The 25,751-nt window shown below is 65.1% G+C and carries 26 protein-coding genes, 1 tRNA gene and 1 pseudogene; 13 read left to right on the top strand and 15 right to left on the bottom strand.

What is annotated here, in order from left to right:
* Positions 1-177 precede the first annotated feature (177 nt).
* The gene (locus tag CO675_RS34260) at positions 178-1,557 is read right to left on the bottom strand and encodes an MFS transporter (protein WP_097676261.1); all 1,380 of its coding nucleotides are present in this window, start codon (positions 1,555-1,557) and stop codon (positions 178-180) included.
* A gap of 125 nt (positions 1,558-1,682) precedes the next feature.
* On the opposite strand from CO675_RS34260, the gene ggt reads away from it, so the two are divergent.
* The 3 genes from ggt to CO675_RS34245 all read left to right on the top strand — a co-directional run bounded on the left by ggt (position 1,683) and on the right by CO675_RS34245 (position 5,939).
* Positions 1,683-3,428 carry a gamma-glutamyltransferase gene (gene ggt / locus CO675_RS34255; RefSeq protein WP_097676260.1) on the top strand — a complete coding sequence of 582 codons (1,746 nt, stop codon included), beginning with the start codon at positions 1,683-1,685 and terminating at the stop codon, positions 3,426-3,428.
* 105 nt (positions 3,429-3,533) lie between these two features.
* On the top strand, positions 3,534-4,832 hold the full coding sequence (locus CO675_RS34250) for an MFS transporter (RefSeq protein WP_097676259.1): 1,299 nt from the start codon (positions 3,534-3,536) through the stop codon (positions 4,830-4,832).
* A gap of 231 nt (positions 4,833-5,063) precedes the next feature.
* Complete coding sequence (locus tag CO675_RS34245; RefSeq protein ID WP_097676258.1) at positions 5,064-5,939, top strand: SDR family oxidoreductase; 876 nt, start codon at positions 5,064-5,066, stop codon at positions 5,937-5,939.
* Between the two features lie 6 nt (positions 5,940-5,945).
* On the opposite strand, the gene CO675_RS34240 is transcribed toward CO675_RS34245, so the two are convergent.
* The gene (locus tag CO675_RS34240; protein WP_097676257.1) at positions 5,946-6,281 is read right to left on the bottom strand and encodes a GIY-YIG nuclease family protein; all 336 of its coding nucleotides are present in this window, start codon (positions 6,279-6,281) and stop codon (positions 5,946-5,948) included.
* Positions 6,282-6,386: 105 nt separating this feature from the next.
* Between CO675_RS34240 and CO675_RS34235 the strand changes: the two genes are divergently transcribed.
* The gene (locus CO675_RS34235) at positions 6,387-6,812 is read left to right on the top strand and encodes a DUF1330 domain-containing protein (protein ID WP_097676256.1); all 426 of its coding nucleotides are present in this window, start codon (positions 6,387-6,389) and stop codon (positions 6,810-6,812) included.
* A gap of 8 nt (positions 6,813-6,820) precedes the next feature.
* Here the strand turns inward: CO675_RS34235 and CO675_RS34230 are convergent, their stop codons facing one another.
* Positions 6,821-7,486, bottom strand: coding sequence for a glutathione S-transferase family protein (locus tag CO675_RS34230; RefSeq protein WP_097676255.1), 666 nt, complete (start codon positions 7,484-7,486; stop codon positions 6,821-6,823).
* Positions 7,487-7,617: 131 nt separating this feature from the next.
* On the opposite strand from CO675_RS34230, the gene CO675_RS34225 reads away from it, so the two are divergent.
* The 4 genes from CO675_RS34225 to panE all read left to right on the top strand — a co-directional run bounded on the left by CO675_RS34225 (position 7,618) and on the right by panE (position 11,543).
* Positions 7,618-8,205, top strand: a complete 588-nt coding sequence (locus CO675_RS34225; RefSeq protein WP_097676254.1) for a DUF2239 family protein — start codon at positions 7,618-7,620, stop codon at positions 8,203-8,205.
* 233 nt (positions 8,206-8,438) lie between these two features.
* A complete protein-coding gene (locus tag CO675_RS34220) occupies positions 8,439-9,794 on the top strand; it encodes an MATE family efflux transporter (RefSeq protein WP_097676253.1) in 1,356 nt (451 codons plus the stop codon).
* Between the two features lie 116 nt (positions 9,795-9,910).
* On the top strand, positions 9,911-10,516 hold the full coding sequence (locus tag CO675_RS34215; protein ID WP_097676252.1) for a 2-hydroxychromene-2-carboxylate isomerase: 606 nt from the start codon (positions 9,911-9,913) through the stop codon (positions 10,514-10,516).
* 109 nt (positions 10,517-10,625) lie between these two features.
* Entirely contained in the window at positions 10,626-11,543 is a 918-nt protein-coding gene (panE, locus tag CO675_RS34210; protein WP_097676251.1) for a 2-dehydropantoate 2-reductase, read from the top strand.
* Positions 11,544-11,688: 145 nt separating this feature from the next.
* Here the strand turns inward: panE and CO675_RS34205 are convergent, their stop codons facing one another.
* From CO675_RS34205 to CO675_RS34185, 5 genes and pseudogenes are all read right to left on the bottom strand, one after another.
* The gene (locus tag CO675_RS34205) at positions 11,689-12,270 is read right to left on the bottom strand and encodes a c-type cytochrome (RefSeq protein ID WP_097676249.1); all 582 of its coding nucleotides are present in this window, start codon (positions 12,268-12,270) and stop codon (positions 11,689-11,691) included.
* Positions 12,271-12,461: 191 nt separating this feature from the next.
* On the bottom strand, positions 12,462-13,739 hold the full coding sequence (locus tag CO675_RS34200; protein ID WP_097676247.1) for a PQQ-dependent sugar dehydrogenase: 1,278 nt from the start codon (positions 13,737-13,739) through the stop codon (positions 12,462-12,464).
* Positions 13,740-14,007: 268 nt separating this feature from the next.
* Positions 14,008-14,391: pseudogene (locus CO675_RS34195) on the bottom strand (DUF2865 domain-containing protein); the annotation flags it as partial.
* 115 nt (positions 14,392-14,506) lie between these two features.
* Positions 14,507-14,581 (bottom strand) — tRNA-Gly (locus CO675_RS34190).
* Positions 14,582-14,741: 160 nt separating this feature from the next.
* On the bottom strand, positions 14,742-15,197 hold the full coding sequence (locus tag CO675_RS34185; protein ID WP_097676244.1) for an SRPBCC family protein: 456 nt from the start codon (positions 15,195-15,197) through the stop codon (positions 14,742-14,744).
* A gap of 239 nt (positions 15,198-15,436) precedes the next feature.
* Between CO675_RS34185 and trxA the strand changes: the two genes are divergently transcribed.
* Both trxA and CO675_RS34175 read left to right on the top strand, forming a co-directional pair.
* A complete protein-coding gene (trxA, locus tag CO675_RS34180; protein ID WP_198964849.1) occupies positions 15,437-16,357 on the top strand; it encodes a thioredoxin in 921 nt (306 codons plus the stop codon).
* A gap of 30 nt (positions 16,358-16,387) precedes the next feature.
* Positions 16,388-17,062, top strand: a complete 675-nt coding sequence (locus tag CO675_RS34175; protein ID WP_097676242.1) for an LON peptidase substrate-binding domain-containing protein — start codon at positions 16,388-16,390, stop codon at positions 17,060-17,062.
* Between the two features lie 42 nt (positions 17,063-17,104).
* Here the strand turns inward: CO675_RS34175 and CO675_RS34170 are convergent, their stop codons facing one another.
* The 6 genes from CO675_RS34170 to CO675_RS34145 form a co-directional block, all read right to left on the bottom strand.
* Positions 17,105-17,659, bottom strand: coding sequence for a cytochrome b/b6 domain-containing protein (locus CO675_RS34170; RefSeq protein WP_097676241.1), 555 nt, complete (start codon positions 17,657-17,659; stop codon positions 17,105-17,107).
* 34 nt (positions 17,660-17,693) lie between these two features.
* Entirely contained in the window at positions 17,694-17,960 is a 267-nt protein-coding gene (locus CO675_RS34165) for a PepSY domain-containing protein (protein WP_502693432.1), read from the bottom strand.
* A gap of 240 nt (positions 17,961-18,200) precedes the next feature.
* Positions 18,201-20,735, bottom strand: a complete 2,535-nt coding sequence (locus tag CO675_RS34160) for a bifunctional diguanylate cyclase/phosphodiesterase (protein ID WP_198964848.1) — start codon at positions 20,733-20,735, stop codon at positions 18,201-18,203.
* Positions 20,736-20,897: 162 nt separating this feature from the next.
* Positions 20,898-21,320 carry a PaaI family thioesterase gene (locus CO675_RS34155; protein ID WP_097676240.1) on the bottom strand — a complete coding sequence of 141 codons (423 nt, stop codon included), beginning with the start codon at positions 21,318-21,320 and terminating at the stop codon, positions 20,898-20,900.
* Positions 21,317-22,123 carry a crotonase/enoyl-CoA hydratase family protein gene (locus CO675_RS34150; RefSeq protein ID WP_097676239.1) on the bottom strand — a complete coding sequence of 269 codons (807 nt, stop codon included), beginning with the start codon at positions 22,121-22,123 and terminating at the stop codon, positions 21,317-21,319. Before CO675_RS34150 ends, CO675_RS34155 begins: the two co-directional genes overlap by 4 nt.
* Positions 22,124-22,134: 11 nt before the next feature.
* A complete protein-coding gene (locus CO675_RS34145) occupies positions 22,135-22,485 on the bottom strand; it encodes a hypothetical protein (protein WP_097676238.1) in 351 nt (116 codons plus the stop codon).
* 108 nt (positions 22,486-22,593) lie between these two features.
* Here CO675_RS34145 and CO675_RS34140 point away from each other — a divergent pair, with 108 nt between their 5' ends.
* The 3 genes from CO675_RS34140 (at position 22,594) to CO675_RS34130 (ending at position 24,348) form a co-directional block, all read left to right on the top strand.
* Positions 22,594-23,130, top strand: coding sequence for a TetR/AcrR family transcriptional regulator (locus CO675_RS34140; protein WP_097676237.1), 537 nt, complete (start codon positions 22,594-22,596; stop codon positions 23,128-23,130).
* 106 nt (positions 23,131-23,236) lie between these two features.
* Positions 23,237-23,434: a Trm112 family protein gene (locus CO675_RS34135; RefSeq protein ID WP_018269337.1), complete on the top strand. Its 198-nt coding sequence runs from the start codon at positions 23,237-23,239 to the stop codon at positions 23,432-23,434.
* The gene (locus CO675_RS34130; RefSeq protein WP_097676236.1) at positions 23,434-24,348 is read left to right on the top strand and encodes an alpha/beta hydrolase family protein; all 915 of its coding nucleotides are present in this window, start codon (positions 23,434-23,436) and stop codon (positions 24,346-24,348) included. Before CO675_RS34135 ends, CO675_RS34130 begins: the two co-directional genes overlap by 1 nt.
* A gap of 25 nt (positions 24,349-24,373) precedes the next feature.
* Here the strand turns inward: CO675_RS34130 and CO675_RS34125 are convergent, their stop codons facing one another.
* Positions 24,374-25,594 (bottom strand): ubiquinone biosynthesis hydroxylase, encoded by a 1,221-nt coding sequence (locus CO675_RS34125; RefSeq protein WP_097676235.1) that lies wholly within the window; start codon positions 25,592-25,594, stop codon positions 24,374-24,376.
* Positions 25,595-25,751: the final 157 nt, after the last annotated feature.

The raw sequence follows: 25,751 nt of genomic DNA, 5'->3' as shown, positions 1-25,751 counted from the left end.
GGCTATCAGGCCCCGATACAGGCCCTCGCCAATCTCACGGGACCAAACACGAAGGCAGGGACCCATAACCACAGGCGTGTGTTGTTCGAACGAGCTGGGGCTCCAGCGCGCTCACCTTGAACATCGGTGGTTATGGGTTCCGGCTCGCGCTTCGCTTGGCCGGGACGACGGCGGTGGTTACTCCCGCACCTTCGCCAACAACGTCAGCCCCACCACAAAAAACCCCACCAGCACGGCCATACCGTATTTCTGGCTCGCGGTCGCCGCCGTGATCGCGCCGATCAGCAGCGGGCCGATGAATGACGTCACCTTCCCGGTGAGCGCGAACAAGCCAAAATATTGCGCGATGCGATCCTTCGGCGCCAGCCGAATCAGGAGCGAGCGCGAGGCTGCCTGCAGCGGCGCGCCGGTGGCGCCGATCAGGCAACCCAGCACGATGTAGGCGCGCTCGGCGGCGCCCGCGAACAGAGGGCCGCCAGGCAGTGGCGGCGCGACCGGGATGAACAGGATGGAATCCTTGTTCACGGTGAGGATCACGACGATCGCAAACGGCAGGATCACGAGACTGCCGGTGATCACGCGCTTCGGACCGAATGCATCGTCGAGCTTGCCGCCGAGCCAGCCGCCGAACGTCCCGGCGATCGCCAGGATGATGCCGAAGGTGCCGATCCGGATCGTGTCCCAGCCGAACGTGCCGGCGGCATAGATTCCGCCGAACGCGAACAGCGACACCAGCCCGTCGGTGTAGATCATGTTCGCCAGCAGAAACCGCGCCAGTGATTTCTGCTTCGGCAGGCTCGCCAATGATTCCCTGAGCTCGCGCAGGCCCTCGCCGAGCGCCTCCCGCATCCGATGTTTCGCCGGATAGTCCGGTGTGAACAGGAACATCGGCATCACGAAGATGATGAACCACAGCCCGGTCAGCGGCCCGGTGATGCGGTCGCCCTCATGCATGACTGGGTCGACACCGAACAGCGGCGTGAAGCCGAACAGCGTCTTGCCGGTCTCGGCATTGGCGGCGAGGAAGCCGAGCACCAGCACGAGGCTCAGGATGCCACCGATATAGCCGGTCGCCCAGCCGGTGCCCGACAGCCGCCCGATCCGGTCGGGCGGCACCAGCGTCGGCATCATCGCATTGTTGAAGACGGTCGCGAACTCGACGCCGACGCTTGCGATCGCGTAGGCCAGCAGCAGCATAGGGATGATGTCGGAATTGCCGGGCTTGCCGATCCACATCGCGCTCGACCCGATCACCAGCAGCGCGCCGAAAACCGCGATCCACGGCTTGCGCCGGCCGCTGGCATCGGCGATCGCACCCAGCACCGGCGACAGCAGCGCGATGGCAAGTCCGGCGGCCGCGGTGGCAAAGCCCCACAGCGCCTGCCCGCTCGCGGCATCTGATGCGACGAAGCTCGCGAAATAGGGCGCGAACACGAAGGTCGTGATCAACGTGAAATAGGGCTGCGCGGCCCAGTCGAAGAAGATCCAGCTGACGACGGCAGCGCGACCCGGATAGGCCTTGGTGGTGGCCTTCGCATGTTCGATGCCCGTCTGCATTGTTGCCGTCATCGTGAAAGATATTCCCCAAACCGAACCACGGACAGGCTTTTGCCGCTTCAATGCGTTCCCATATAGCATGAGCCGTTTTGCTGATACGGCGATGAACAGGGCAGGACATTTCAATGGCGCTGACGGCAACGATGTCGCGACGGCTGTTTGCCGCTCTCCTGATGATCGGCATCGCGGCGCCGGCGCTCGGCCAGGTGCAACGGCGCGCTTACGAGCCTTCAGCCACCAACACGCTTCAAAGCATCCGCGCCGAAAACGGCATGGTGGTGGCGCAGGAGAAGCTGGCAGCGCGGGTCGGCACCGACATCCTGCGACAAGGCGGCAACGCAGTCGACGCCGCGGTCGCCACCGGCTTTGCGATGGCCGTGACCTATCCGCGCGCCGGCAATATCGGCGGCGGCGGTTTCATGGTGATCCATCTCGCCGGTCGCAATGAAGACGTCGCAATCGACTATCGCGAAACCGCGCCGCAGGCCGCGACCCGCGACATGTTCCTGAACGCCGACGGCAAGCCCGATCCGGACAAGTCGCGCAATTCAGCGCTCGCGATCGGCGTGCCCGGCACGGTCGCGGGCCTTGCGCTGGCGTTGGAGAAATACGGCTCCGGCAAGTTCACGCTGGCGCAGATCATCAAACCCGCGATCGATCTCGCCCGCGACGGCTTCGTCGTCACCGACGACACGTCGGACACGCTGGCGGACATGTATCGCCGCATGTCGCGCTGGCCCAATTCCGCCAGGACGTTCTCGCATGCCGACGGCGCGCCGCTGCATGAAGGCGACCGCCTGATCCAGGGCGATCTCGCCGGCGTGCTGACGGCGATTGCGGAACAGGGCCCGCGCGGCTTCTACGAGGGCGCGGTCGCCGAGAAGCTCGTCAGCGGGATCAGGAATGCCGGCGGCATCTTTACGCTCGAGGACCTGAAGGCCTACCGGCCCGTGATCCGCACGCCGATCCGCGGCACCTATCGCGGCTACGACATCGTCTCGATGCCGCAGCCCTCTTCCGGCGGTGTCGTGCTGCTGGAGATCCTCAACATCCTCGAAGGCTTTCCGATGTCGGACATGAAGCAGGGCTCGGCCGCCTCGCTGCATGTCATGATCGAGGCGATGAAACGGGCCTATGCCGATCGTGCCCGCTATCTCGGCGATCCCGCCTTCGTCGACGCACCGACGCAGCTCTTGATCGACAAGGATTATGCCGCGAGGCAGCGCGCCACCATCGACCTCGCCCGCGCCACGCCCTGGACCGATGTGCGCAACGCCAAGCAGCCGCATGAGGGCGACAACACCACGCATTATTCGGTCGTCGACGCCAGCGGCAACGCCGTCAGCAACACCTACACGCTGAACTTCCCTTACGGCGTCGGCCTGGTCGCCGACGGCACCGGCGTGCTGCTCAACAACGAGCTCGACGATTTCACCGCGGCGCCGGGCGCGTCCAACGCGTTCGGCCTGGTCGGCTTCGAGGCCAATCTGCCGGGGCCCGGCAAGCGGCCGCTGTCGTCGATGTCGCCGACCATCGTGCTGAAGGACGGCAAGCCGGTGCTGGTGACGGGATCGCCCGGCGGCAGCCGCATCATCTCCGCGGTGACGCAGATCATCGTCGACGTGATCGACTACAAGATGGACATCGCGGCCGCGGTCGCGGCGCCCCGGATCCATCATCAATGGCTGCCCGACGAGGTCCGGATCGAGAAGGGCTTTCCCGACGAAGTGCTCACCGAGTTGAAGGCGAAGGGCCACAAGCCGGTCGAGCCGCTCGGCTACTCCTCCGCGAACTCGATCCTCGTCACGACCAGCGGTCTGCTCGGCGCACCCGATCCGCGCACCCGCGGCTCGGAGGCCGCGGGATACTAAAAACCCGGCTTTGCCCGGCCTGCAACATCGCGATAGATTGGCGGTCCGCGCAACTCCGGCCGCGGATCGCAAACAGCCGGTGAATGATTTCTCCGGGGAACGCGCATGAGCACGGCCGAATCCAAATCAATCGAAGTCGCAGAGATCGAGGACACCAGCCTCCTCGCCTTCTATCGCGACATGAACCTGTCGGAGCGGCGCACGTTCTGGGCCTGCGCCTCGGGCTGGACGCTCGACGGCATGGATTTCATGATCTATCCGCTGGTGATCGGCACCATCATCACGCTGTGGAAGGTCGATGCCGGCACCGCCGGGCTCGCCGGCACCGTGACGCTGCTGGCCTCCGCCGTCGGCGGCTGGCTCGGCGGCTATCTGTCCGACCGCATCGGGCGGGTGAAGACGCTGCAGCTCACCATCATCTGGTTCTCGTTTTTTTCGCTGGTCTGCGCCGTGGTGCAGAATTTCGACCAGCTCTTGATCGCCCGCGCGCTGCTCGGCCTCGGCTTCGGCGGCGAATGGGCGGCCGGCGCGGTGCTGATCGGCGAGGCGATCCGGCCGCAATACCGCGGACGCGCGGTCGGCTCGGTGCAGTCGGGCTGGGCGATCGGCTGGGGCCTTGCGGTGCTGGCGCAGGCGGTCCTGTTCTCTATCCTGCCTCCGGAAAACGCCTGGCGCTGGATGTTCGTGATCGGCGCGCTGCCGGCGCTGCTGGTGTTCTATCTGCGCCGCTATGTCACCGAGCCCAAGATCTCCGCCGCGACGATGGCCCAGCAGCAGGCATCCGGCAGCGGGCCCGCGGCATTGTGGGAGATCTTCCAGGGACCGATCCTGAAGACCACGCTGCTGGCCTCGCTGGTCGGCACCGGCATGCAGGGCGGCTATTACGCCATCACCTTCTGGGTGCCGCGCTTCCTCACCACCGAGCGCAAGCTCTCGGTGGTCGGCTCGACCGGCTATCTCGCAACGCTGATTATCGGCTCCTTCATCGGCTATCTGGTCGGTGCCTGGCTCGCCGACCGGATCGGCCGGCGCAATCTGTTCCTGATCTTCTCGCTCGGTGCCATCGCAGTCGTGCTGCTCTATACCCAACTGCCGCTGTCCAACGAGGTGCTGTGGGTGCTGGGCTTCCCGCTCGGCTTCTTCGCCTCAGGCTATTTCTCCGGCATGGGCGCGTTCCTGACCGAGCTCTATCCGACCCGGCTGCGCGGCTCCGGCCAGGGTTTCTGCTACAATTTCGGCCGCGGCGTTGGCGCGCTGTTTCCGTTCCTGGTCGGCGCCCTCTCGACCACGACGACGCTCGCCAACGCGATCGCGATCTTCGCGGTGGCAGCCTATGCCGTGTTCTTCATCGCCGCCTACGCGCTGCCGGAAACGCGCGGCCGCGTGCTGCATGCGGGTGGGTAGCAATGAGCGCGAACCCTCAGCTTGCTCAGTATTGCCTCTCCCCCTGTGGGAGAGGCCGGATTGCATCGCTAGATGCGATCCGGGTGAGGGGTCGCGGTCTATCCTGGCAGTACGCCGTGTGGAGGGATACCCCTCACCCCCAACCTCGAGAGCGAGCTTCGCTCGCCTCGGGCTCCCACAAGGGAGAGGGAGCCTGACATAGTGCGTCCCTAACTGTGGAGGAGCCAGCAGATGACATCGCTCAAAGGCAAGACGCTGTTCATCTCGGGCGCGAGCCGCGGCATCGGGCTGGCGATTGCGCTTCGCGCCGCGCGTGACGGCGCCAATGTCGCGATCGCGGCAAAGACCGCCGAGCCGCATCCGAAGCTGAAGGGCACGATCTACACCGCCGCCGACGAGGTGCGCGCCGCCGGCGGCAAAGCGCTGCCGGTACTCTGCGACATCAGGGACGAGGCGCAAGTGATGGCGGCGATCGAGCAGACCGTCGCCGAATTCGGCGGCATCGACGTCTGCGTCAACAATGCCAGCGCCATCAGCCTGACCCCCTCGCAGGCAACCGACATGAAGCGGTACGACCTGATGATGGGGATCAACACCCGCGGCACATTCATGGTGTCGAAATACTGCATCCCGCATCTGAAGAAAGCGGAGAATCCGCACATCCTGATGCTGTCGCCGCCGCTCGACATGAAGACCAAATGGTTCGAGCACTCGACCGCTTACACGATGGCGAAGTTCGGCATGAGCATGTGCGTGCTCGGGCTGGCCGGCGAGCAAAAATCTTCAGGCATTGCGGTCAACGCGTTGTGGCCGCGCACCACGATCGCGACCGCCGCGGTCGGCAATCTGCTCGGCGGCGATGCCATGATGCGCGCGAGCCGCACGCCCGAGATCATGGGCGACGCGGCCTACGCGATCATCACGCGGCCGTCGCGCGAGTTCACCGGCAATTTCTGCATCGACGACAAGGTGCTCTACGCCAACGGCGTGCGCGACTTCGAGCGCTATCGCGTCGATCCATCGGTACCGCTGATGTCGGATTTCTTCGTACCCGACGACGATGTGCCGCCGCCTGGCGTCTCCGTGCAGGCGCTGCCGTCGCGTTGAACGCGGCTAGATTGCCGACGCATTCAGCTGCGCGCGCCAGTGCTGCACGCGCTCCCTGAGCAGCGTATCGCGCACATAGGCGAGCTCCTCGTCCTCGATGCGCTCCAGCGTTTCGAGCGCGAGATTGTCCGCGCCATGTGCCGACCAGGCGCGCTGCAACTCGGCATTTCGGTGGCTGCCCATCCGCAGCGTGAACCAGACGCGGTTTTCTATTTTCTCCAGATCGAGCGCCTGCCCGACCCAGACCTCCCCGGTCGCGCGGCAGCGGATCACGAACACGCCGGCCACAGCAGCGCGCTTCTTGTAGTCGGCTATGGCCTGCTTGCGGTCCTCGGTCTTCATGGCGGTCTCCTGTCGGCTGGTCCGTTATTTTTACCCGGATATTATTGACAAGGCAATTACACCCGGATAAAACTTCGCCATCGAAAGCGAATTGGACGAGCTGACATGGACACCACCTGCCATCTGGAGCCGACCTGGAATGCCGGGCGCGACTTTGCCCAGCGCGCGATCGCCGGCGAACTGGTGATGCTCAACTTGCTGCGCTTCCGCGAGATCGCCGACTATTCGCAAAGCCCGGAGCTGGCCCCGCCGCAGCCGATCACGGGTGCTGAGGCCTACGACCGCTATGTCGCGCACACGCTGCCGCATCTGCGGAAGAGCGGCGGCGACATCCTGTTCATGGGTGAAGGCGGCTCGTTCCTGATCGGGCCCGAGGGTGAGCACTGGGACCGCGCGATGCTGATCCGGCAGAAGAGCCGCGGCGCGTTCCTCGCCTTCGCGGTGGCGGAGGCCTATCTCGCCGGCATCGGGCATCGCACCGCGGCACTGGCGGATTCACGCCTGCTGCCGCTGGTCGAGCTGCCGCGATGACCGGGATACTAGCGGCCAAGCTCGTACGGCCCGCCCTTCTCGAGCGCCCGCGCATAGGCCGGGCGGGCGTGGATGCGCTCCAGGAAAGCGACGCACCGGGGATGGCCGTCCTCGAGCCCGCCGCGCGCGGCGGCCGCTTCGAGCGGAAAGCTCATCTGGATGTCGGCGCCGGAGAATTCGCTGCCGGCGAACCACTCGCTCTTGCCGAGCTCGCCTTCCCAATAGGCCATGTGCTGCTTGATCTGCGGATTGACCAGCGTGGACAGTGCCTGGTTCGAGACCTTGCGCACCAGCGGCCGCAGCAGCGCCGGCGCGCGCTTCGGCATCAGCGTGAACAGCAACTTCAACAGCAGCGGCGTCATCGCCGAGCCTTCGGCATAGTGCAGCCAATAGGTGTAGCGCAGCCGCTCCGGCGTATCGGCCGGCGGGATCAGGCGGCCCTTGCCGTAGGTCGCGATGATGTATTCGAGGATCGCGCCGGATTCCGCGATGGTGTTGCCGTTATCGGTGACGACGGGCGACTTGCCGAGCGGATGAATCGCGCGCAGCTCCTTCGGCGCCCGCATGTCGGGCTGCCGCTGGTAGCGCACGATCTCGTAGGGCACGCCCAATTCCTCGAGCAGCCACAGCACGCGCTGCGAGCGGGAATTGTTGAGATGATGAACCGTCAGCATGGGCGTCCTCTGAAATATCGGCGCAATCGGACGGCGTTTGGCGCCAGCCGGGAACAGGAAAGTCGAGATCCACGCGCCGGGCTTGCTGGAAATCACCCGGGCAATACGTCGCGCAATCGGAGAGGTCTACCATGAATCCTGCCTATGTCGCCTTCGAAGGCGAGCATCGCATCGGGGCCGGTGACCTCGCGGAGGTCGCGCACGCCGCCAAGCAGCTGCTCGACCGGCGCAAGGATGCCACGGTCCTGGTGTTCAACGGCCGCACCTCGGCGCTGGTCGACATCGATTTCCGCGGCTCGGTCGACGACGTGCTGGCGCGGCTGCCGAAGTTCGCGCCTCCACCCGACGCGGAGCCGGCGGCGGCGGCCGCGCCGCGCGGTCCCGGACGGCCGAAGCTTGGCGTCGTCGCGCGCGAGATCACGCTGTTGCCGCGCCATTGGGACTGGCTCGCGCAGCAGAAGGGCGGCGCGTCGGTTGCGCTCCGCAAGCTGATCGACGAGGCGCGACGCACGAGCGGCGACAAGGACCGCACGCGCAGCGCGCAGGACGCCGCCTATCGCTTCATGACAACGATGGGGGGCAACCGGCCAAACTATGAGGACGCGATCCGCGCCCTGTTCGCACACGACCGGCGGCGTTTTGCGACGCTGATCGCGGACTGGCCGGCCGACATCCGCGACCACGCGATCGGCCTCGCCTATAGCGATCAAGCGGACTAGCCCGTGATGAACCTATATCGACGTGCAACCACGAGTGGGCTGCGCTCCCTCTCCCGCTTGCGAGGGAGGGCCGAGGTGAGGATCTTACCGCCAGGGATAATCTTTACGTGGAGATAACCCCCACCCGGATCGCAAAGATGCGATCCGACCTCCCCCGCAAGCGGGAGAGGTGCAGCGAGCACGCCGCTTGATCCAAGACGCACCAGCCAGGTGCCTGACCAACTTTTTGAAAGTTGAACGTGTCCAAGCCTCCCGCTTTACGCAAATCCTTTCTGTTCTTCCTGGCGCCGATGCTGCTGAGCAATGTGCTGCAGTCGCTCTTCGGCACCATCAACGGCATCTATCTCGGCCAGATGATCGGCGTCGATGCGCTCGCCGCAGCGTCGGTGTTCTTTCCGGTGATGTTCTTCTTCATCTCCTTCGTGATCGGCCTGAGCGCGGGCGCCTCGGTCATGATCGGTCAGGCCTGGGGCGCCGGCGAGCCCGACCGGGTGAAGGCGGTCGCCGGCACGACCATGACCGTGACGCTGCTGCTGGCGCTGGCGATCGCGATATCAGGCGGCCTGTTCGCGCGCCCGCTCCTGATCGCGCTCGCCACGCCGCCTGACGTTCTCGACGCCGCGGTGTCCTATGCGCGGATCATGATGATCACGATGCCGGTGACCTTCGCATTCCTGCTGCTCGCGGCGATGATGCGCGGCGTCGGCGACACCGTCACGCCGCTGGTGGCGCTGACGGTCTCGACAGTCGTCGGCCTCGTGGTGACGCCCGCATTGATCCGCGGCTGGCTCGGGCTGCCGATGCTGGGCGTCGCCAGCGCCGCTGTCGCCTCCGCGGTTTCGGGCGTCGTCACGCTGCTCTGGCTGCATATCCACATGTTGCGGCACAAGCATCCGCTCGCCTTCGACGCCGCGTTCCTGCGTGCGATGCGGCCGAACGGCGCGCTGCTGCGCATCGTGCTGCGGCTCGGCATTCCGACCGCGATCGGCATGGTGGTGGTCTCGCTCGCCGAACTGGTGCTGCTCGGCCTCGTCAACGGCTTCGGCTCGGAGGCCACCGCCGCCTATGGCGCGGTCAACCAGGTGATCGGCTATGTGCAGTTTCCGGCGATCTCGATCGCCATATCCGTGTCGATCTTCGGCGCGCAGGCGATCGGCCGGGGTGACTCACGCCAGGTCGGCGCCATCGTCCGCACCGGGATCGAGATGAATCTCGCGCTGACCGGCGGACTGGTCGTGCTCGGCTATCTCTTTGCACGGCCGCTGATGGGCTTCTTCATCGTCGATGGCGCGGTGCTCGCGCTGGCGCAGCAGCTGCTCTACATCGTGCTGTGGAGCATGGTGCTGTTCGGCATGGCGACGGTGTTCTCGGGTGCGATGCGCGCCGGCGGCACGGTGTGGATGCCGCTGTTCATCTCGATCCTCGCCATGGCGCTGGTCGAGGTGCCGGTCGCGATCCTGCTCAGCCGGGCCATCGGCATCAGCGGCATCTGGATCGCCTATCCCGCCACCTTCGCAACCATGTTCGTGCTGCAGATGGCCTATTACGCCCTGGTATGGCGCAAGCAGACCATCAAGCGGCTGATTTGACATCGCGCGCCGCGGCTCACATGATGAGTATCATATTCTCCTGATGGCGCCTGCGGCAGCAGGCCCATCCTAGAGAGATGCCAAGCAAGCCCAAATAGGCCGAGGGAGAGACCGCCGTGAGCCCAAATCCGCAATTCCTGTTCGATTTCGGCAGCCCCAATGCCTTCCTCAGCCACGAGGCGATCCCGGCGATCGAGCAGCGCACCGGCGTCAAGTTCGAATATGTCCCGATCCTGCTCGGCGGCATCTTCAAGGCCACCAACAACAAGTCGCCGGCCGAGACGCTGGCCGGCGTCAAGAACAAACCGGAATTCATGAAGATCGAGACCGAGCGCTTCCTCAAGCGCTTCGGCGTCAAGCCGTACGTCTGGAACCCGTTCTTCCCGGTCAATACGCTGAACCTGATGCGCGCGGCGGTCGCAGCCCAGCTCGAGGGCGTGTTCGAGAAGTATGTCGAGGCGGCTTTCCACCACATGTGGGTCGAGCCGAAGAAGATGGACGATCCGGAGGTGGCCGGCAAAGCCATCGCCGCCTCCGGCCTCGACGCCGCCAGACTGTTCGCGCGTGCGCAGGACGCCGACGTGAAAGCCAAGCTGATCGCGAACACCCAGGCCGCCGTCGAGCGCGGTGCGTTCGGCTCGCCGACCTTCTTCGTCGGCAACGAGATTTTCTTCGGCAAGGAGCAGCTGCGCGAAGTCGAGGAACTGGTGTCGGGAAAGTGAGATGAGCGAATGGCCAATAGCGGGTAGCGAATAGCAGGCTTACGGCCCTATCTACTCGCCATTCGCTATTCGCCCCTCACCGGGCAACAACAAAGAAGGACAAATTCCCATGCGCGTTCTCGTGGTCGGCGCCGGTGCGATCGGCGGTTATTTCGGCGGCCGGATGCTTCAGGCCGGCCGCGACGTGACTTTCCTCGTCCGGCCTCGCCGCGCCTCCGAGCTCGCCTCCGCCGGGCTCGTGATCAAGAGCCCGAACGGCGATGTCACGCTGAGCAATCCGCCGACCGTGCAGGCCGACAAGCTTTCGGACAAGTTCGACGTCGTGCTGCTGAGCTGCAAGGCGTTCGATCTCGAGGATGCGATCAAGTCGTTTGCACCTGCCGTCGGCGACAAGACCGCGATCATCCCGCTGCTCAACGGCATGCTGCATCTCGATGCGCTCGACAAGACATTCGGCGCTCAGCACGTGCTCGGCGGCCTCTGCGCGATCGCAGCGACACTGAACGAGAAGCGCGAAGTGGTGCAGCTGCAGCCGATGCAGTCGCTCGGCTTCGGCGAGCGCGCCGGCGGCCCGTCGGACCGGGTGCGCGCGATCGCCGAGATCTTCTCCGCGATCAACGGTGCAGCCGCCAGCGACCACATCATGCAGGACATGTGGGAGAAGTGGGTGTTCCTGGCGTCGCTCGCCGCCTCCACCAGCCTGATGCGGACCTCGGTCGGCAACATCCTGGCCGCGCCCGGCGGCCAGGATTTCCTGCTCGGCATCCTCGACGAATGCAGCGCGATCGCCGCCGACGCCGGCCACGCACCGGGCGGCCCGTTCTTCCAGCGCACCCGCGGGCTCCTGACCACCGAAGGCTCACCGATGACCGCATCGATGTTCCGCGACATCAAGGCGGGGCTGCCGGTCGAAGCCGACCATGTGATCGGCGACCTGATCGTGCGCGCCGATGCCGCCAAGATCCCGGTGCCGAAGCTGCGCACGGCCTACACGCATCTCAAAGCGTATGAGAAGCAGCGGGGGTGAATCTATCCCCGTCGTCCCGGCGAAGGCCGGGACCCATACGCCGCGGCCCCTCGATTTGGGCGGTGCGGGTTGATAGTCGTTCAAGGCAATTGAAGCCGGTGGTTATGGGTCCCGGCCTTCGCCGGGACGACCACATGTTTTGCCGCTACAGATGCGCCAGATAATGCGCGAGCGCGGTGATCTCTTCGTCGCTCAAGGGATACGCCACATCGGCCATCGCTGCCTGCGCGCCGCCAGAGCGGGCGCCCGATTTGTAGTCGTGCAGTGCCTTGACGAGGTATTCCTCGCGCTGGCCGGCGATGCGCGCGACCGCCTTGGTGCCGGCGAACGTGTCGCCATGGCATGAGGCGCAGCGGCGGCCGGCGGCGGCCTGCTTGCCCTTCTCCGACAATTCCGGATTGTCGTCCTTGCCGCCCTTGAACGGCGTCAGCGAGGCGAAATAGGCGCCGAGGTTGCGGATGTCGTCGTTGCTGAGCTGCTCGACGATCGGCTGCATCTGCTCGTTCTTGCGCGCGCCGGCGCGGAAGAACACCAGCTGCCATTGAATGAACTGGTCGAGCTGGCCGGCCAGCGAGGGAATGTTCTCGGTTTGCGAGATGCCGTTGTCGCCGTGGCACCCGGCGCAGATTTCGGCCTTCGCTTTGCCGGCGGCGACGTCGGCGGCCTCCGCAAAGGATGTCATCGCGATTGCCGACGCGAACAGGATTCCGAGGGACGCGGTACGCATTGCCAGTTTCTCCTGACGTCATTGCCGGGCTTGACCCGGCAATCCATCTGGCTTGCAGAAGGGTTCTTGTTTGGATGGATGCCCGGATCAAGTCCGGGCATGACGAGTCTGTTCCGTGTTTGGCCTGAGAACCAAGTAAACGGGGCTGCGGGTGTCTCATCAGCCACCGCAGCCCCTCATTGGCTCAACCGTTACTTCTTGCTGTAGCTGATGCGATAGATCGCACCGGCCCAATCGTCGGCGACGAGGATGGACCCATCCTTGTCGAGCAGGATGTCGGCCGGACGGCCGAGATAGCCCTGGTCACCCTGGATCCAGCCGTCGGCGAAGATCTCCTGCTTGGCGTTCTTGCCGTCGGGGCTCGCGGTGATCTTCACGATGCGGCCGCCCTGGTACTTGTGCCGGTTCCAGGAGCCGTGCTCGGCGATCAGGATGCTGTTCTTGTACTCGGCCGGGAATTGGCCGCCGGTATAGAACTTCATGCCGAGCGGAGCGACGTGGGCGCCGAGATTGTACACCGGCGGGGTGAACTCCGAGCACTTGTGACCCATCGCGAACTTGGTGTCCGGCAGATTGCCCTGGTGGCAATAGGGATAGCCGAAGTGCTCGCCGATCTTCGAGATCATGTTGAGCTTGTCGCTCGGCAGATCGTCGCTGATCCAGTCGCGGGCGTTTTCGGTGAACCAGTACTTGCCGGTGCGCGGATCGACGTCGCCGCCGACCGAGTTGCGCACGCCGAGCGCCCAGATCTCCGCATTGCCGGTCTTGGGATCGACGCGGCGGATCTGCGACACCGAGGTCGGCGGGATGCCGATGTTGAAGGGAGGTCCGAACGGAATGTAGAACCAGCCGTCCTTGTCGACGGCGATGTATTTCCAGCCATGCGCCGCATACGACGGCATGTCGTCATACACCACCTTGCCGCTGCCGAGATTGTCGAGATTGGCTTCGGCATTGTCGTACCTGATCAGCTTGTCGACCGCGATGACGTAGAGCGCGCCGTCCTTGAAGGCCAAGCCGGTCGGCATATTGAGGCCCTTGAGGATGGTCTTGACCTCCTTCTTGCCGTTGTTGTCCTTGATCGCATAGACGTTGCCGAGGCCGAACGAGCCGACGAACAGCGTGCCCTTGTCGCCCCAGGCCATCTGCCGCGCCGCGAGCACGTTCGAGGCATAGACCTCGATCTTGAAACCCGGCGGCAGCTTGATCTTCTTCATCATCGCCGCGAGTTCGGAATCCGACGCGCCGGTCGGCGGACCGGACGGCGGGGCAAGGCCCTTCTGCGCTTCGGTCTCGTCGCCGAGGAACCAGTCATCCGGCGGATGGGTCCAGAATTCCTTGGTGCCGGACTCGTACTTCTTCAGCGCCCGGTTCTTGTCGGTTTGTTGCTGCGCATTGGCGAAGGTTGTCCCCGCCAGCAGCGCAATCGCCGCGAACGCAAGTATGGATCGATTGAAAGCCGATTTCATCGCGTCACTCCCCTACGCAAGCCGTTGCAGCTTGCCTGTTATTGATTTTGAACGCCCTGAGAGATGATGGTGGCGGTCTGTGAGGTAGGTCAGACGGCAAAATGGTAGCACATCCATCGACGCTGAAAAGCGCGTGCGATGGTGTGCGCTGCGTCAAAACAAGTTGAGACGAAATTTGAGACGAAATTTTCTCGCGCTGGCTGCCTGATAACAAGGCATTCTGCACCGCAGCGTAATATTCGAACGAAGCTAACGCTCGCGATCGCGTCTATCGCGACAAGAGGCGCGAACGCCCGAGCGCCTGTGCCTTCGGCAGCGGCCTGAACAACACACTGCGCTTCGGCCCGCCAAAGATCGCCGCGATCTTGAAGCCGTCATCGGCGGCGATGATGTCGCCGATCCGCAGCATCAAGTTGTCCGCGATCGCAATCGGCGACAGTCCGGTGGATGCGGCGGCGCTGCACGCGCAGTGCGGCGCGATCGCGCGCTGGAATCGGAATGCATCGGCGAGCGCCTTGCAGCTCTCGCCCGCTTCGGTTGTGGCGCTATCGACGTCGGAGGCGGAATGCAGCTTCACCACGGCGGCGGGATGGACCGCCTCGCGGGTCCTGACATTCTCTGCGTCACTCACGCGCGGCAGCGGGCAGAAGCGGCCGTCGCAGGCCGCGGCATCCTGGGCGCGAGATCACAACACCGTTCGAACAGCAAAAAGCCCGCACCAATGGGCGGGCCTTCATCAGACTGTCAGCTCGGTCAGCGAGATATTCTGGAGCGGGCGAAGGGGCTCGAACCCTCGACCCCGACCTTGGCAAGGTCGTGCTCTACCACTGAGCTACACCCGCATCCGAAATGGCGGCGATCGCTCGCCGGCAACGGCAGACCTATGCCAAATGCTGTCTGTGAATGCAACACAAGAGCGCGGTCCGAACTTCACGAAATCGCACGGTTTCCTTAAAAATTGACCCCGAATCGGCCAAAACCAGTCACCGCGACGATTTCTTTTTATGTTTCGGCCGGAACCAGCCTCAGAGCCATCTCATCCCGGAGCGATTCGAGCCAGGTCTCGAACCAGCCGGTCAGCGTCTGCGCCAGTTCGACGCGGCGGTCCGCGTCGCAATCGAACACCGCCCACCATTCGATGAAGGCCCGGTCGCCGTCGACCACCGGGGTCACCCGCAGGGTCGCGCTGAAATCCGTCATCGGCAGGGTCGGTGGACCGGCAAATTCGTAGGTCTGGAAGCGCTCGACGTCGGACTGGGCGAGCAGCCGCTGCCGGATCCGCCGTTCCCGGTACAAGACGTTGCGTACGGCGCCGATGCTGTCGCCGGACTTGCCGTCCTCGATCTCGCTGGTGCCCGCACCACGGACCCAGACCGGGTAATTGTTGAAATCGCGGATGATTTTCCAGACCTCCCCGGCCGGCTGCTCGAATACGGTGCTGTAATAGGCCTTTGCCATGGGCGATCCCCTGTTGCCATGAAGGAGCGCCATCGTCGGCCGTTCCGGACCTCAAACCCACCCGATCTCCGATGGAACAGGCCGGGCGGCAGGCGATTGAATTTTGCCGGCCGACCGCCATCTACGGAGCATGTTCCCGGATCATGCTCCAGGCTGACAGAACGGCTGAACACGCCGTCCGGAGCGTGCTAGAACGCCCGCGTATTTTTCCGACCTCAGAAGACCAAGGCGAGGACAACGTGACGATAATGGAGCAGGGCGGCCCCACGCCCCAGGCAGCGCCCGATCTGATCAAAGAGACGACGACCCAGACCTTCGTCAAGGACGTCATCGAGGAATCGCGCCGCCAGCCGGTCATGATCGACTTCTGGGCGCCGTGGTGCGGTCCCTGCCGCCAGCTCACGCCGATGCTGGAAAAGGCGGTCCGCAACGCCAAGGGCCGGGTCAAGCTGGTCAAGATGAACATCGACGAGCATCCGCAGATCCCCGGCCAGATGGGCATTCAGTCGATCCCGGCCGTGATCGCCTTCGTCAACGGCCAGCCCGCCGACGGCTTCATGGGCGCGGTGCCGGAGAGCCAGATCAACGCCTTCATCGAGAAGATCACCAAGGGTGTGCCCGCCGCCGGCGAGCCCAATCTCGCGGAGATCCTGGCCGAGGCCGACGCGGTGCTCGCCGAGGGCGATGTCGAGGGTGCGGCGCAGATCTATGCCGAGGTGCTGGCGCACGACGCCACCAACATCGCGGCGCTGGCCGGCCTCGCCAAGTGCTACGTCACCTCGGGTGCGGTCGAGCAGGCCAAGCAGACGCTCGCGATGGTGCCGGAGTCCAAGCGCAATGACGCCGCGGTGAAGGCTGTGCAGGCGGCGATCGATCTCGCCGAACAGGCGCAATCGGTCGGCCCGATCGCGGAGCTGGAACAGAAAGTCGCCGCAAACCCGCTCGATCATCAGGCGAGGTTCGATCTCGCGACCGCGCTCAATGCAATGAACAAGCGCGCGGAGGCGACCGAGCAGCTGCTCGCGATCGTCAAGCGTGACCGCAAGTGGAACGACGACGGCGCGCGCAAGCAGCTGGTGCAGTTCTTCGAGGCGTGGGGCGGCACCGATGAGGCAACCGTCGAGGGGCGCAGGCGGTTGTCGACGATATTGTTCTCGTAACGCACGCCCGTCACAGCAGCGGGACCGCAGATGCCGATCAATGCCGAATATCGCGGGCCCGGCGAGCTCCCGGAGGTGATCCCGGTGTTCCCGCTGCCTGGCGCGCTGCTGTTGCCGCGCGGCCAGATGCCGCTCAACATCTTCGAGCCACGCTATCTCGCGATGATCGACGACGCGCTGCGCGACGGTCACCGCCTGATCGGCATGATCCAGCCCGACGTGGCGCATTCGCAGAAGGAGGCGAAGCCGGCGCTGTTCCGCATCGGCTGCGTCGGCCGCATCACCCAGCTCGCCGAATCCGGCGACGGCCGCTACATCCTCGAACTGACCGGCGTGGCGCGCTTCAAGGTGATCGAGGAGCTGGCCGTGCAGACGGCGTACCGGCAGTGCAAGGTCGACTTCTTCTCCTTCGCCGGCGACTTCACCGCGCGCAAGGGCGAGGACGCCGTCGATCGCAAGGCGCTGCTCGAAGTGCTCGCCGATTTCCTCGAGGCCAACAATCTGAAGGTCGACTGGGAAGGCATCGAGTCCGCACCGAACGAGGCGCTGGTCAATGCACTGGCGATGATGTCGCCCTATGGCCCGGCCGAGAAGCAGGCAATGCTGGAAGCGCCCGACCTGAAGACCCGCGCCGAGATCCTGATCGCGGTCACCGAGATGGACCTCGCCAAGAAGCGCACCTCGGGCGACCCGCCGGTGCAATGAGGGATGATCCCTCGCGACAAACGCAAGGCGTTTGCGCGGAGATCAACGATTGCGGAGCTGCTTGCGTCCGGTGAACATCGCGCGCACCAGGTTCTGACGCTGCAGCAATCCCACCACGATGACGCCGAGCACGTGCAAAGCGACCAGGATGATGACCGCATCCGAGGCGTAGGCGTGGCTGTCCTCGACCCACCACACGCCGAAGAAGGTGACGGTGACCTCCATCGCACCCGTGATCGCGGACACCGCGAGCATGAGCAGCAGCGCCACCAGCATTACGGTGCCCGCGGGATTGAGCCCGATATAGCGGCCGGTGATGCCGCGGCGGAGATTCCAGATGTAGCGCGGTGCGGCGCGCAAGCGGATACCAAGCTTGCCGAAACGCGCATAGCGCGTGCCGGCGAAGCCCCAGATCAGCCGGAACGCCAATAGCCCGATCACGGCATAGCCCGCCAGCCGGTGCAGCCGGTCATAGACGTTGGGCGTCACCCAAGCGACCAGGACGAGGATGGCGAGCGCCCAGTGCCAGAGCCGCAGCGGCAGGTCCCAGACCTGCACGGTAGTGGCGCCGCGGGCGCCGGGCGCCGCCTTCGTCATCGTGCCTGCTTCACTCGACGATTCACTTGAAGATTCACTTGGTGATCGTGTGCTTCAGGCTGAGATCTTCCGGGCTGTAGAACAGCTCGTAGAGCTTGCCTTCCTTGACGCCGTACACTTCGTAGCAGGAGCCCTCGATCTTCGAGCGGCGCACCTCGTAGCCAGCGGCCTTGGCCTTGGCTTCGGCATCGCTTGCCGGCTTCCACGATGCCTTGTCGAGCTTGGTGCAAGTCTTGTAGCCGTCGGCGAATGCTGCCGATCCCGCAAACCCCAGAACGCACACTGCAAGCGCAGCGCTCATAATCACTCTCACGCGTATCTCCCCTCCGTTGACGATCATGCCCACAACGCCATCGCGCAGAGCACATGCGTGAAGAATGCTGAGGTGATTGCCAAGTCAAGGAAGCGCGGATGCGGCTCGCTTTAGAGAAATTCTAACGGCCGCGAAAACCGCTTTGCGCTCCACGCGCAATTTGGTTTTGACCGCCTGCTGCGGCCTTACGCCTCATGGGCATCCGAATCTGCTGACACGGCCCTTCGATCAGGACGCGGCGCCCGCCATTGCGAGACGAACTGCCGGGCGTTCGGCCGCGACCGGCATCCGCCCGCCGATCATCTGGGCGACCTTCTCGCTCTGCACCGCGGGGCTGAAGTGGAAGCCCTGCACTTCCACGCAGGCATCGGCGCGCAGGATGTCGAGCTGCTCCCTAGTTTCGACGCCTTCGGCCGTCGTCGTCTTGCCGAGGCTGACCGCGAAGCGAACGATCGCGCGCGCGATCCGGCGCGACTCGTCGGTTGCGCCGGAGAGTTCGGACACGAAGCTGCGATCGATCTTGACCTTGTCGAACGGAAACTTCTGCAGGAAGCTCAGCGACGAATAGCCGGTGCCGAAATCGTCGAGCGCGATCCGCACCCCGAGATCATGGAGCTGGCTGAGCGCCGCGAACACCGCCTCGCTGTCCTGGATGATCGCCGTTTCGGTGACTTCAAGCTCGAGCCGTTCTGGCGAAACCCCCGAGCTTGCCAGCGCGTGCACAATCACCGGGACCAATTCCGGGCTCCTGAACTGCACCGGCGACAGGTTGATCGCGATCTTGAGGTCGTCGGGCCATTTGGCGGCTTCCGCGCACGCGGTGCGCAGCACCCATTCGCCGAGCGGCACGATCAGGCCGGTCTCCTCAGCAAGCGGAATGAACTGCGCCGGCGAGACCATGCCGCGCTGCGGATGATGCCATCGCAACAGCGCCTCGAAGCCGCAGGTCTCCCCGCTCGCGACGTTGATGAACGGCTGATAGTGCAGCTCGAACTCGCCGTTGGCGAGCGCGCTGCGCATGTCGCGCTCGAGGCTGCGCCGGGTCTGCAGCAGCCGGTCGAGCTCCGGCTCGAAGAAGCGGAACGAGCCGCGGCCACCGCTCTTGGCCGAGTAGAGCGCAAGATCGGCGCTGCGCAGGACCTCGTCGGAATCGGTGCCGTCGCGCGGCGCGATCGCAATCCCGATGCTGGCCGTGGTGGTCACTCGATGATCGCCGAGATCGATCGGCTCGCTGAGCGCCTTCCTGATCCTCTCGGCGAGCACACCGGCTTCCGTGACCGGATCGGTGACGTAGTCGATCACGGCGAACTCGTCGCCGCCGAGCCGCGCCACCAGCGTGGTATCGCTGACGCACCTGCGGAGCCGCGCGGCCACCGACTTCAGCAGCGCATCGCCCGCCGGATGCCCGAGGGTGTCGTTGACGTCCTTGAAGCGGTCGAGATCGAGCATCAGCACCGCAAGGCTCGGTCCGCCGCACCGCGCGCCGGAAAGCGCCTGCTCCATCCACTCCTTGAGCAGCACACGGTTCGGCAGATCGGTCAGCGCGTCGTGCTGCGCCATATGGGTGATCTTGGCCTCGGAGCGCCGCTGTTCGGTGACGTCGCGATGGGTCGCCACCCAGCCGCCGCCGGGCATCGGCTGCCGCGTCACGCAGATCAGCCGGCCGTCGGCAAGCTCGTCGACCCGGCTGCTGCTCTCGTCGGCCGGCAGTGCGTTCAATGTCGCGAGCACCTGGGTCGCGGCGCTGTCGCTGGTCTCACCCTTGAGAAGGCCGTTGGCGATCCGATGCGTGATGATCTCGCGATGGGCGGTGCCGGGCAGCAGCAGTTCCGGCGGCAGCCGGTACATCTTGGCGTAGCGCTCATTGCACACGACGAGGCGCTTCTCCGCATCGAACATGCAGAGGCCCTCGCCCATGTGATTGATCGCGGTGTCCAGCCGGAACCTTTGCTCTTCCAGTTCCTTCTGCGACGCCTCGACTTGCTGTCGCGCCAGCGAAAGCTGGCTGATGATCTCCTCGAAGCGGCGGGTGCGCAGCGCAAGGCGCCGGTCGGCAAGCACCCCGACCAGGCTCATCCCGAGCACCGAGAGTGCCACGCCCGCGATCACGATGGCGAGGAAGGCAGGAGAGAGCGACAAGGCTTCCGGAGCCAGCAGCGGGTCCGGAACGATCTCGACCGCGCCCATCGCGGTGAAATGATGCGACACGATCGCAAGCGTCAGCAACATCGCCGCGACGAGCGACATCCAGCGATCCTGATAACGGACCGCGACCGACAGCGCGGCGTAGCCGAACAGCATGCCGAGCACGATGGAGGCCACCACGAGGTCGAGCGACCACACCACATGGCCCGGCACTTCCAGCGCCCACATTCCGAGATAATGCATGCTGGCGATGCCGGCTCCGATCACCGCGCCGCCGACCGGCGCGCGCCAGGGGCTGGAGTCGCTGGCGGCAAGGCCGAGGCCGACCGACGTCAGCATCATCGCGACGGCGAGCGACAGCGCCGTGAGGACGATACCGTAGCCGGTCGGCACGCCCGGCTCGTAGGCGAGCATGGCAATGAAGTGCGTGGCCCAGATGCCGTAACCGATCGCAGCTCCCGCGATCGCGATCCAGATCCGCCGCGTCCTCGCCTGTGAAGCGATCGCGCGATGGAAGATGTTGACGGCGACAATGCTGGCAACGAAGCAGACCAGGCCGGCGAGCAGAACGAGCCGCCAGTCATGCTCACCTGAAAGACACGTAAGAACACGAAACATGCGTCGGCCCATGGTTGTCCGCGCGGACAAGCTAGGCCGGTTGAATTGTCTTCTCGATAATTTTCTACAACTTTCAGTGGCATGGTTATCCGCGCGTAAGCCGATTCCACACGGAAATTGATGGCCCCATAAATATTGCACGCGCCCTGCGGTTGGGTGTCCTCAACTCTCGAGCGGAACGAGGACGGTTTCGCCGGTTGCGACCAGCGACGCCTCGCCCTGCTCGTTCTCCGCAAACAGCTCGGCGCGAGCGAACACCTGCCGGCGCCCGGCGCGCAACGTGATGCCTTTGGCGATGAAGCAGCGGCCCACCGCAGGCTTCAGGCAATTCATCGAGAAGTGCGAAGCGGTGACGGAACCGACCATCGACGCCGCAGCAAAGCCGCAGGCGGTATCCAGCAAGGCCGCGATCATGCCCGCGTGAAGATGACCGGCATATTGGGTGAGATCATCACGCCAGGGCACGCGCAGCTCCACTGCACCGGCACCGGCGGAAACCACCTCGAGGCCGACCAGCCGGTTGAAGGCCGCCGACGCATTGGTCGCAACAAGACGCTCCAGATCGAATCCCGTTGCAGTGGTCATGCAAAACTCCATTGCGGCGGCCGTCGTTCGAGATTCGCCCTGACCGCTTCGACGTGATTGGGGGTCCCAAGCAGAAGCGCCTGCTCGGCCGTTTCAGCTGCGAGCCCGGTCGCCGCATCGCGATCGGCTGCGAGATTGAGCAGCCGCTTGGCGGCGCGGATCGCGTCCGGGCTGCGGTCCGCGATCGCGCGCGCCGTCTCCAGTGCGGCATGGCGCGGCTGTTCGACGACCCGGGTGGCGAAGCCGTAACCAAGCGCTTCCTCCGCGGAGAAGACGCGCGCGGTGTAGGTCAGTTCGCGGACCACGTCTTCGCGCGCGAGATGGCGCATCAGCTGCGTTCCGGCCATGTCGGGCACCAGCCCCCATTTGGCTTCGATGACGGCCAGACGCGTGGCCGGCGCAAGATATCTGATATCGGCACCGAGCATCAGCTGAAAGCCGCCGCCGAACGCGATGCCGTGGACGGCCGCAATCACCGGTACCGGCAACTCGCGCCAGAGCCACACCAGATGCTGCGCGAAGTTGGCGATGCCGTGGGTGCGCTGCCCAAGATCGGCAAAAGGCAGGATGGATTGGCCTTCCGTCGTTGCGACCAGACGTTCGAGATCGAGGCCCGCGCAGAACGCCTGGCCCTCGCCCGACAACACCACCGCGCGGACCTTCGGGTTGTCCCTAAGCTGCGCGCCGATGTCGGCGATTGCGGTAAACATCGCCGGATCGAGCGCGTTGAGCTTGTCCGGGCGGTCGAGCCTGATGTCGGCGACACCGTTGGCAATGCTCAGGCTGATGCGATCAGTCGTCATGATCGCATCAGCTAATAGCCGGCGGCGGCAAGCGCCACGACGGCGCTCATCGCCATCCAGCCGAAATGCCGGCCGCGGGTCGCGACTGCATTGGCGAGCGCCGCGCTGCCGAACACGATGGCGAGCGTCGCCACGATCCAGTGCCGCGCGGCATCGGAGGCCATCGCCGGCGCGGCGACCAGCAGCACGCCGCCGCCGATCCAGGCGACTGTGCCGGCCTGATAGACCAGGCGAAGCAAGAGGCGCAGCCGCGGCGGCTCGACGGTGGCGCGCGCGAATATTTTGGTCTCGCCGAGAACGCCATGGATCAGGCTGACCAGGATGGCGATGAGGCCGGCGCCTTGCAGCAGAAGATCACGCATCGCGACGTCTCCATACAGTGCTGTTCCATACAGTACTGTATGGATAGGACACCGCCGGCTGGCGCCTGTCAATACACTTATGTATGGTCGGGACGCGGACGGGGAATCATGACGGAACAACTCTCGGTCAAGGACTGGCTCGATCAGGGCCTGAAGACGCTGGCGAAGCACGGCTTCACGGCGCTCAAGGCCGAGCCGCTGGCCAAGGCCATGGGGGTCTCGCGCGGCAGCTTCTACTGGCATTTCGCCGACATCGGCGCCTATCGCACCGCGATCCTCAACCATTGGCGCGAGGTTGCCGCCGAGCAGGTGATCGCCGAACTCGAGACCATTCCGGAAGGCGGCGACGCGCTGGCGCTGCTGTTGCGCCGGACCTTCTCGGCGCGGCTGGCACTGGAACGCGCGGTGCGCAGCTGGGCCACCGGATATGCCGCGGCGCGCGCCGCCGTGCTCGAGGTCGACCAGCGCCGGATCGGCTATATCGAAACCCTGCTCCGGCACGCCGGATTCCCGGAAGACGTGGCGCGCGGTCGGGCGCAGATCTTCTATTGGGCGTTCATCGGCTACGCGCTATCAGAGCAAACGCTGCCGAAGCCGCGTCAGCAGGCCGCAATCGATGAGCTGTTGCGCCTGACCAAGCGCTGACAGCGCTTGTTTAAATGTGCTACATGACGATCAGTTTGTTCTGACGCGTTTTCTTCACGCGAACCGGTGCCCACTTCGCTCGAAAACGCTCCAGTTGGAGCCATCCATGAATTCCACGACAGATCATCTCGAAAGCACCGCCGACCCAAAGCTGCTCGAAATCCTAGTGTGCCCGATCACCAAGGGACCGCTGGAATTCGACGCCGCGCGGCAGGAGCTGATCTCGCGCTCCGCGAAACTTGCCTATCCGATCCGCGACGGCATCCCGATCATGCTGCCGGAAGAGGCGCGCAAGATCGATTGATGCGCGCCCTCGTCACATGGCTGCTGCTGCTCGCCTCGATGGCGAGCGCGGCGGCCGACGAGAGCAGGCTGCGCATCGGCACAATCGACGCGGTGCTCACCGTGCCGCCCGACGTCGCAAAGCCGCCGGTGGCGTTGCTGATCGCCGGTTCCGGCTCGACCGACCGTGACGGCAACGGGCCGCAGCTCAAGCCGGCGACATTGAAGAAGCTCTCCGAGCAGCTGGTCGCACGCGGCATCGCGACGCTGCGCTACGACAAGCGCGGCGCCGGCGAATGGAAGAAGGAGTTCGGCCGTCCGGAGGACTTTCGCTTCAAGGACTATGTCAGCGACGCGGCGGCACTCATCGACTATCTGCGCGGCAGCGGCAGGTTCACCCATGTTGCAGTGGTCGGGCACAGCGAGGGCGGCCTGGTCGCGATCCTCGCCGCCCAGCGCGTGCCGATCGACCGGCTGGTGCTGCTGGCAACGGCGGCGCGCAAGCAGGGCACGGTGTTGAAGGCGCAGCTCGAGAAGCAGCTGCCGCCGGACAAATTCGCGCCGATCGGAAAGGCCATCGACGACATCATGGCCGGGCAGATCGTCGATCCGCCGCCTGCGGGGCTGGCGATCGCGCCTGCGATGCAGCCCGCCATCGCATCGGCCTTTACCGAGGATCCGATCGATCCGATGAAGAAGATCACCGGGCCTGTCTTGATCGTCGCGGGCGGCCGCGACCATCAGCTGGCGCGGCTCGATTTCCTCGCGCTCACCACCGCCGATATCGCGGCCAAATCCTTGTGGCTGCCGGACATGAATCATCTGCTGGTCGACGTCACCGACGCGGCGGACGACATGGCAAGCTACAATGAGCCGGAGCGGCCGCTCGACCCGGACCTGATCGACGCGGTGGCCGGCTTCATTTCACAGAAGTGAGTGGATGCGCGGCAAAGCCGCAGCCCTACAGCGCCTCGCCCTTCAGCAGCCGCGGCACTTCGCCTGACAATCCCGCCGCCTGGCGGATGAACATGCTCTTCAACGGCGGCGCGCGATCGACGAGGCCCAATCCGATGTCGCGGACGGTGCGCAGCAGCGTCGATTCGTTGGAGAACAGGAAGTTCAGCGAGTTGGTCGCAACCCCCATCGCCATCGTGTCGAAGCGCCGCCAGCGCTGATAGCGCTCGAGCACGTCGGCCTGTCCGAGGTCCATGCCGAGCCGCGCTGCATCGACCACGACCTCGGCAAGTGCGGCAACATCCTTCAGGCCCATGTTGAGCCCCTGCCCCGCGATCGGATGGATCACATGCGCGGCGTCGCCGATCAGCGCCAGCCGTTCGGCGATGAACGAGCGCGCGACGAAATAGCCGAGCGGGAACGCGCGCGGTCTATCGAGAGCCCTGATCTCACCGAGGTGCAGGCCGAACCGCTGCTCGAGCTCGGCGTGGAATTCTTCCTCGCTCAGCGCCGTGATGCGCGCGGCGTCCTTGCGCGTTTCGGTCCACACCAGCGACGAGCGATTGCCGGTCAGCGGCAGGATCGCGAACGGACCCGCGGGCAGGAAATGCTCTTCGGCGCGGCCGTGATGCGCGCGCTCATGCCCGACCGTGACCACGATGCCGGATTGGTCGTAATCCCAGCCATGGGTCGCGATCCCGGCGCGCTCGCGCAGCTTCGAGCGTGCGCCGTCGGCGGCGACCAGCAGGCTCGCATCGATCTCTGTGCCATCGGCCAGTGTCACGCTGACGCCGTCGGGCCGCGAATCGAAGCTCGACACCGCGGTGGCGCGCAGCTCGACGCCCTCGGCCTCGGCGCGGGTCGCGAGCGCATCGATCAGATGGCGGTTCTCGACCATATGGGCGAACGGCTCGCCGGGCTCGACATTGCCGGCGAAGGTCAGGAACACCGGACGCGTCGCATCCTCCAGCTTGGAATCGGTCACGACCATGTCCGTGATCGGCTGCGCCGTCGGCGCCACCTGGCCCCAGACGCCGAGGGTCTCGAACAGCCGCCGGCAGGCCGCCACGATCGCGGTCGCACGCGGATCGCGGCTCGGGCGCTGGCTCAGCGCCGGATCGGCCACGATGACCGGAATGTCCGGCCCCAGCCCCTGGCGCAACGCCACGGCCAGCGCCAGCCCCGCAAAAGCGCCCCCGCAGATGACAATACTTCGTTGTGCCGGCATGCCTTTTCCTTACGCGCCCTGCGCTCTCAGACTGTGCTTGCTACCTGATAATAGCTGGGCGAAACAGGGGACAGAAACAAGGCCAAATCCAACGGTCGTCATTCCGGGGCGCGCGAAGCGTGAGCCCTCAGGTGCGCAATTGCGCACCGGGGATGAC

This window comes from Bradyrhizobium sp. C9, from assembly GCF_002532045.1.
GTDB lineage: Bacteria > Pseudomonadota > Alphaproteobacteria > Rhizobiales > Xanthobacteraceae > Bradyrhizobium.
Note: the sequence above shows the minus strand (reverse complement) of the source record. Positions and strands in the feature narration are given on the sequence as shown.